General features: G+C 69.0%; 6 protein-coding genes and 1 pseudogene. 5 read left to right on the forward strand and 2 right to left on the reverse strand.

From position 1 onward, the window contains the following. The 3 genes and pseudogenes from glpK to AC1DZ6_RS15840 all read left to right on the forward strand — a co-directional run. A partial coding sequence (glpK, locus tag AC1DZ6_RS15830) for a glycerol kinase GlpK (protein ID WP_477098116.1) occupies nucleotides 1–1,381 on the forward strand: 1,381 nt, incomplete at its 5' end. A gap of 187 nt (nucleotides 1,382–1,568) precedes the next feature. Then, nucleotides 1,569–2,519, forward strand: a complete 951-nt coding sequence (locus AC1DZ6_RS15835; protein WP_477098117.1) for an SMP-30/gluconolactonase/LRE family protein — start codon at nucleotides 1,569–1,571, stop codon at nucleotides 2,517–2,519. A 6-nt stretch (nucleotides 2,520–2,525) separates the two neighbouring features. Beyond that, a pseudogene (locus tag AC1DZ6_RS15840) lies at nucleotides 2,526–2,635 on the forward strand (hypothetical protein); the annotation flags it as partial. On the opposite strand, the gene AC1DZ6_RS15845 reads toward AC1DZ6_RS15840, so the two are convergent. Together AC1DZ6_RS15845 and AC1DZ6_RS15850 are read right to left on the reverse strand one after the other, a co-directional pair. Next, nucleotides 2,633–3,310, reverse strand: a complete 678-nt coding sequence (locus tag AC1DZ6_RS15845; protein WP_477098118.1) for a uracil-DNA glycosylase — start codon at nucleotides 3,308–3,310, stop codon at nucleotides 2,633–2,635. The pseudogene AC1DZ6_RS15840 and the gene AC1DZ6_RS15845 overlap by 3 nt on opposite strands. Nucleotides 3,311–3,312: 2 nt before the next feature. After that, a complete protein-coding gene (locus AC1DZ6_RS15850) occupies nucleotides 3,313–3,930 on the reverse strand; it encodes a LabA-like NYN domain-containing protein (RefSeq protein ID WP_477098119.1) in 618 nt (205 codons plus the stop codon). A gap of 14 nt (nucleotides 3,931–3,944) precedes the next feature. Between AC1DZ6_RS15850 and folK the strand changes: the two genes are divergently transcribed. Both folK and AC1DZ6_RS15860 read left to right on the forward strand, forming a co-directional pair. Next, complete coding sequence (folK, locus tag AC1DZ6_RS15855; RefSeq protein ID WP_477098120.1) at nucleotides 3,945–4,466, forward strand: 2-amino-4-hydroxy-6-hydroxymethyldihydropteridine diphosphokinase; 522 nt, start codon at nucleotides 3,945–3,947, stop codon at nucleotides 4,464–4,466. 194 nt (nucleotides 4,467–4,660) lie between these two features. Beyond that, nucleotides 4,661–6,709: a M13 family metallopeptidase gene (locus tag AC1DZ6_RS15860; RefSeq protein WP_477098121.1), complete on the forward strand. Its 2,049-nt coding sequence runs from the start codon at nucleotides 4,661–4,663 to the stop codon at nucleotides 6,707–6,709. Nucleotides 6,710–6,732 lie beyond the last annotated feature (23 nt).

The following is a 6,732-nucleotide window of genomic DNA, read 5'->3' on the forward strand; positions in this document are numbered from 1 at the left end:
GAGCTATCCGCGCGACGGCTGGGTCGAGCACGACGCCGACGAGATCTACGCCGCCTGCGTGGGCGTGCTGCGCGACACTGTCGAGAAGTGCGACCGCGACAGCGCCGACATCGTCGCCCTGGGCATCACCAACCAGCGCGAGACGGTGGTGGTCTGGGACAAGGCCACCGGCCGCCCCATCCATCCGGCCGTGGTCTGGCAGGACCGCCGCACCTCGGACGTCTGCGACCGCCTGCGCGACGCGGGCCACGAGCCCTCCGTCACCGCCATCACCGGCCTGCTGCTGGACCCCTATTTCTCGGCCACCAAGATCGCCTGGATCCTGGACAAGGTGCCCGGCGCGCGGCGGCGGGCCGAGGCGGGCGAACTGCTGTGCGGCACGATCGACACCTGGGTCATCTGGCGGCTGACGGGGAAGGGAGCGCACGTCACCGACGCGACCAACGCCTCGCGCACCCTGCTGTTCGACATCCAGACCCAGGACTGGTCGGACCCGATGCTGGCGCTGTTCGACGTGCCGCGCGCCCTGCTGCCGACGGTGCTCGACTGCGCGGCCGACTTTGGCCAGGTGACGGCGGACATCCTGGGCCGGCCGCTGCCGATCCGCGGCGTGGCCGGCGACCAGCAGGCGGCGCTGATGGGGCAGGGCTGCATCCATCCCGGCGAGATGAAGGTCACCTACGGCACCGGCGGCTTCATGCTGGTCAATACGGGCGAGGATCGTCCGCACTCGGCTTCGCGCCTGCTGACCACGGTGGCGGCGCGGGTGGACGGGCGCACGACCTACGCCCTGGAAGGCTCGATCTTCGTGGCCGGGGCGGCGATTCAATGGCTGAACGAGGGGCTGGGCGTGACCGGCGGACCGCGCGGCGCCGAGGCCCTGGCCCGCTCGGCGCGCGGCGACCATGGCGTGGTCGTGGTGCCGGCCTTCACCGGCCTGGGCGCGCCCTGGTGGGACGCCGAGGCGCGGGGCGCGGTGTTCGGCCTGACCCGCGACGCTGGTCTGGCCGAGATCGCCCAGGCCACCTTCGACTCCTGCGTGTTCCAGGGGCGCGACCTGATCGAGGCCATGCGGGCCGACGCGCCTTCGGCGTTCGACGAAGCGGCCCTTCGCATCGACGGCGGCATGGCCAAGAGCGCGTGGTTCAGCCAGCGCCTGGCCGACCTGACCGGCATTCCGGTGCACCGCGCCAGCTACCAGGAGACCACCGCCCTGGGCGCGGCCCTGTTCGCTGGGGTCGGCGTGGGGGTCTACGGCTCGGTCGAGGAAGCGGTGAAGGCGCGGCCGGAGGCCGAGCTGCTGACGCCGACGGTCGGCGTCACGGTGCGTGAGGAAGCCTATGCGCGATGGCTGGATGCGTTGCCAAGGGTTCGCTCTTAAGAAAACCCTCTCCCATAGGGAGAGGGAGGGGCCCGCCGCGTAGCGGTGGGAGGGTGAGGGGTTACACTCTCGCCTTTTTCACCCCAACGCCCTGCCGGCACGCCGTTTGACGTTTTACACCCTCACCCTCCCAAGCTTCGCTTGGGTCCCTCCCTCTCCCCACGGGAGAGGGTTTCGAGAACAACCCATGACCTACAAAACCGTCGGCCAAATCCACCGTCTCTCCCCGCAACTCGACGCCGTCATCGCCCCCGACGCCGAAATCCAGCAACTCGCGGACGGCTTCGTCTGGACCGAGGGGCCGGTCTGGGTGCGCGACGGCGGCTACCTGGTGTTCTCCGACGTGCCGGGCAACGTCATGTACCGCTGGAGCGAGGCGGACGGCGTCAGCGAGGTCCTGAACCCGTCGGGCTATGACGGGCCGCCCACCGACGCCTTCGCCGAGCCGGGGCAGAACGGCATGGCGCTGGACGCGGCCGGCGACCTGCTGGCTTGCGACCACGGCAACCGCGCCCTGGCCAGGATCGATCTCAAGACGCGGAGGAAGACGTTCTTTCTCGATCGGTATCAGGGAAAGCGGTTCAACAGCCCCAACGACCTGGCGGTGTCGAAGACCGGCGCGATCTATTTCACCGATCCGACCTACGGCCTGAAAGGCCGCAACGCCTCGCCGCTACGCGAACTGGACTTCAACGGCGTCTATCGCCTGGCGCCCGACGGGACTCTGGACCTGCTGGACGCCGACCTGACCTTCCCGAACGGGATCGCCCTGTCGCCTGACCAGAGCCGGCTCTACGTGTCGGTCTCGGACCCGGACGGGCCCAAGCTGATGGTCTACGACCTGGGACCCGACGGGTTTCCGACGTCGAAGGCGCTGTTCTTCGACGCCATGCCGTTGCGCGAGGCCGGCGGCCTGGGTCTGCCGGACGGCATGTGCCTGGACACCGACGGCCGGCTCTACGCTACCGGCCCGGGCGGCGTACTGGTGCTGACGCCGGACGCCGAACTGATCGGCGTGATCGAGACCGGCACGGCCATCGCCAACTGCGCGTTCGGCGAAGACGGAAGCGCGCTGTTCCTGGCCTCGAACCATACCCTGGCGCGGGTGCGGCTGAAGACGACGGGGCTGGTTTGGTGAGGTCTTGCGTCCTTCGAGGCTCGCCTTGGGCTCGCATCTCAGGATGAGGAATTCAGCAAAACGCTCCTCATCCTGAGGCGCCCGCGCAGCGGGCCTCGAAGGACGCAGCGAGGTTACGGATTGGCGTCCAGATACGCCTTCACCCGCGCAAACAATTCCTCGAACATCGGCGTCGTCAGCCGCCCGGTGTTCGTGTTCAGCCGTGAGCAGTGATAGCTGTTGAACACCCGATACGGCCCGGCCTGGAACTCGGTGCCGTGCCCGGGCAGGCCCGCGGAGGCCTTCAAGCCCAGAGCCTTCAGCAGGTTGCGGCGCGAGACGTCGCCCAGGGTGACGATGGCCTTGAGGTTGGGGAACATCTCCAGCCGGGCGGTCAAAAACGGCCGGCAATTGTTCTCTTCCGAGGTCTCGGGCTTGTTCCCTGGCGGGGCGCAGCGGACGGCGTTGGTCACCGCGCTGCCGATCAGCTTCAGGCTGTCGTCGGGCCGGGCCTCGAACTTGCCGGTGGCGAACCCGTACTTGATCAGGGTGTCGTAGAGCAGGGTCCCGGCGAAGTCGCCGGTGAACGGTCGGCCGGTCCGGTTGGCGCCCTTGCGGCCGGGGGCCAGGCCCACGACCAGCAGCCGCGCCTCGTGATCGCCGAACGACGGCGCCGGGCCGTTGAACCATTCGGGATAGAGGTCTTGGTTCTCGCGGCGATAGGCCACCAGGCGCGGGCACAGCGGGCAGTCGCGCGGCGGCTCGGCCGGCGAGGGCACGACCTCGCCGACGATGTTGGAGTGCTGGCCCATGACTAGTCCTCGTCGTCCTGATCGCGCTCGTCTTGCGACTGCGCGCCGCGCACGGGCTCGGTGACGAAGCGGGGCAGGGGATTTCGGCTGGCCTGCGGGCGGCCGATGAWGTTCCCCAGGTCGGCCAGATCCACGAAGTTGTCGGCCTGGCGGCGCAGGTCGTCGCTGGTCATCGGCGGCTGGCTCTTCATGGTGGAGACCACGGTGACGCGGCGGCCCTTGCGCTGCACGGCCTCGACCAGGGCGCGGAAGTCGCCGTCGCCCGAGAACAGCACCAGGTGGTYGACCGTGGCGGCCATCTCCAGCATGTCGACGGCGATCTCGATGTCCATGTCGCCGCGCCAGCGCTTGCGGCCCTGGCTGTCGGTGAACTCGCGAGCCGGCTTGGTCACCAGGGTGAAGCCGTTGTAGTCCAGCCAGTCGACCAGCGGCCGGATCGGGGAATACTCCTCGTTCTCGGCGATGGCGGTGTAGTAATAGGCGCGCACCAGCAGGCCTCGCTTGCGGAACTCGTCCAGCAGCTTGCGGTAGTCGATTTCCAGGCCCAGGGCCTTGGCGGCGGAGAAGAAATTGGCCCCGTCGATGAACAGCGCCAGGCGCTCGGTCGGGTAGAAGGTCACGTGGTCAAAATTCCTTGAAAAATCAGTACGATCAAAATGGGCTGGATCAGGTGGTGGTGGTCGCCCTGGGCTGCAGCTTGCCCGGATCATACCCGAGTCGCGAGGCCCTGCTCGATGCCGCCGTGGAGGCCCTGGCGATCGAGGGCTTGAGCGTCGCGTCGCGTTCGGGGTGGTGGACCTCGGCCGCCTGGCCCGACCCGACCGCGCCGGCCTATCTGAACGGCGTCGTCCTGGTCGAGACCGCGGCGTCGGCGACTGAAACCCTGGCGGCGCTGCATCGCATCGAGGCCCGCTTCGGCCGCGTCCGGGCCGGGGCCAACGCGCCGCGCACCCTGGACCTGGACCTGATCGCCCATGGCCGTACGGTGCTGCGCGGCGCGGTGGTCGTGCCCCATCCCCGGGCCCACGAGCGCCTGTTCGTGATGGGCCCCTTGGCGCAGATCGCACCGGACTGGCGTCATCCGGTCAGCGGGCGGACGGCGGCGGATCTGGCGGCCGATGCGAGCGTGGGGGCGGACGCGACGCCCGTGGGCTGAGGCGGGGACACACACTCGCCCAACCGTCTCGATCCAGATCGATATGGCGTGGGGCGAGTGTGTGTCCCCATCGTCGCCCGCGGCGCGCCTTCCACATTGCCAAACTTTAATTCGCGCCCTGGCGAAGCCGGTTCGATAGTCCGCGCCAAATCGTGCTGAGCGCCTTCGCGCTCGCGCTCCTTGGGACTCCTTGCATGACCCTGACCCGTTCGCTGCTCGCCTGCGCCGCCGCTTGCGCGCTGCTGGCTTCCGCCCCTGCGTTCGCCGCCGACCTGAAGAGCGGCGTGGACAAGTYGGCCTTCGACACCACGATCAAGCCCGGCGACGACTTCTGGACCTACGCCAACGGCACGGCGATCAAGGCCAACCCGATCCCGGCCGACCGCAGCAGCTACGGCGTCGCCGTCCAGCTGATCGAGGAAGCGTCCAAGCGCACCGTCGACCTGATCCAGACCGCCGCCAAGACCGGCGGTTCGGCCGACGCCAAGAAGGTCGGCGACTACTACGCCAGCTACATGGACGAGGCGGCCATCGAGAAGGCGGGCCTGGCGCCGATGCAGGCGGGCCTGGCGCGGATCGCGGCGATCAAGACCCGCACGGATCTCGCCACCGTGCTGGGCGGCAACGTCCGCGCCGACGTGGACGCCCTGAACGCCACCGACTTCTACACCGACAACGTCCTGGGCCTGTGGGCCTCGCCGGCCTTCGACGACACCAGCAAGTACGCGCCGTTCCTGTTGCAGGGCGGCCTGGGCATGCCCGACCGCGASTACTACCTGWCCGACAAGGACGCGATGAAGACGATCCGGGCCAAGTACCTCGCCCACATCGTCAAGATCCTGACCCTGGGCGGCGTTCCCGACGCCGAGGCCAAGGCCGCCCGGATCATGGCCCTGGAGACCAAGCTGGCCCAGGCCTCGGCCAGCCGCGCCGACAGCGCCGACGTCCAGAAGGCCAACAACAGCTGGACCCAGGCCGACTTCGCCGCCAAGGCGCCCGGCCTGGACTGGAAGACCTTCTTCACCGCCGCCGGCCTGGCCGGCCAGCCGCGCTTCGTCGTCTGGCATCCGACCCAGGTCGTCGGCCTGGGCAAGCTGGCCGCCGACGAGAGCGTCGACACCTGGAAGGACTATCTGGCCTTCCACTATCTGGACCACTATTCGAACCTGCTGCCCAAGGCCTTCGTCGACGAGCGCTTCGCCTTCTACGGCCAGGCGCTGCAGGGCACGCCGCAGCTGTCGGCCCGTTGGAAGCGCGGCGTCAACTCGACCAACGCCGTGCTCGGCGAGGTGGTCGGCAAGCTCTATGTCGACAAGTACTTCCCGGCCCGGTCCAAGGCCGAGGTCGCGTCCATGGTCGACAATATCAAGGCCTCGTTCGTGCGCCGCATCGACGGCTTGGACTGGATGGCCCCGGAGACCAAGGCCGAGGCCCGCCGCAAGGTCGAGGTGCTGAAGGTCGGCGTCGGCTATCCCGACAAGTGGCGCGACTATTCGGCCCTGGCGATCGTGCGCGGCGACCCGGTCGGCAACGTCCAGCGCTCGGAGCGGTTCGAGACGGCGTACTGGATTGGGAAGCTGGGCAAGCCGGTCGACCGCGGCCAGTGGGTGATGACGCCCCAGACGGTCAACGCCGTGAACCTGCCGATGCTGAACGGCCTGAACTTCCCGGCCGCCATCCTGCAGGCCCCGTATTTCGACGCCGATTTCGACGCGGCGGCCAATTACGGCGGCACCGGCGGCACGATCGGCCACGAGATCAGCCACAGCTTCGACGACCAGGGCGCGCAGTTCGACAGCCAGGGCCGCCTGCGCAACTGGTGGACCCCGACCGACTACGAGCACTTCCAGAAGGCGGGCACGGCCCTGGCCGACCAGTTCGACGGCTACAAGCCGTTCCCCGACCTGGCCGTGAACGGCAAGCAGACGCTGAGCGAGAACATCGCCGACGTCGCCGGCCTGGCCGCGGCCCTGGACGCCTATCACGCCTCGCTGGGCGGCAAGCCGGCCCCGGTGATCGACGGACTGACCGGCGACCAGCGGTTCTTCCTGGCCTTCGCCCAGTCCTGGCGCGGCTATGACCGGCCCGAGGCCCTGCGCCAGCAGCTGGTCACCGACGGTCACGCGCCGGACGAGTATCGCGCCTCCACCGTCCGTAACCTGGACGCCTGGTACGCCGCCTTCGACATCAAGCCGGGYGACGCGCTGTACCTGCCGCCAGAAAAGCGCGTGAAGGTCTGGTAGGCAGGTCTTCCCATCGTCCCGGG

The sequence above is a fragment of the Caulobacter sp. P1_B12_2 genome, from assembly GCF_056406675.1.

Excerpts from the sequence above, each read along its gene's own strand:
- AC1DZ6_RS15835 (WP_477098117.1), top strand. The coding sequence starts at position 1,569 with ATGACCTACAAAACCGTCGGCCAAATCCACCGTCTCTCCCCGCAACTC.
- AC1DZ6_RS15845 (WP_477098118.1), bottom strand. The coding sequence starts at position 3,310 with ATGGGCCAGCACTCCAACATCGTCGGCGAGGTCGTGCCCTCGCCGGCC.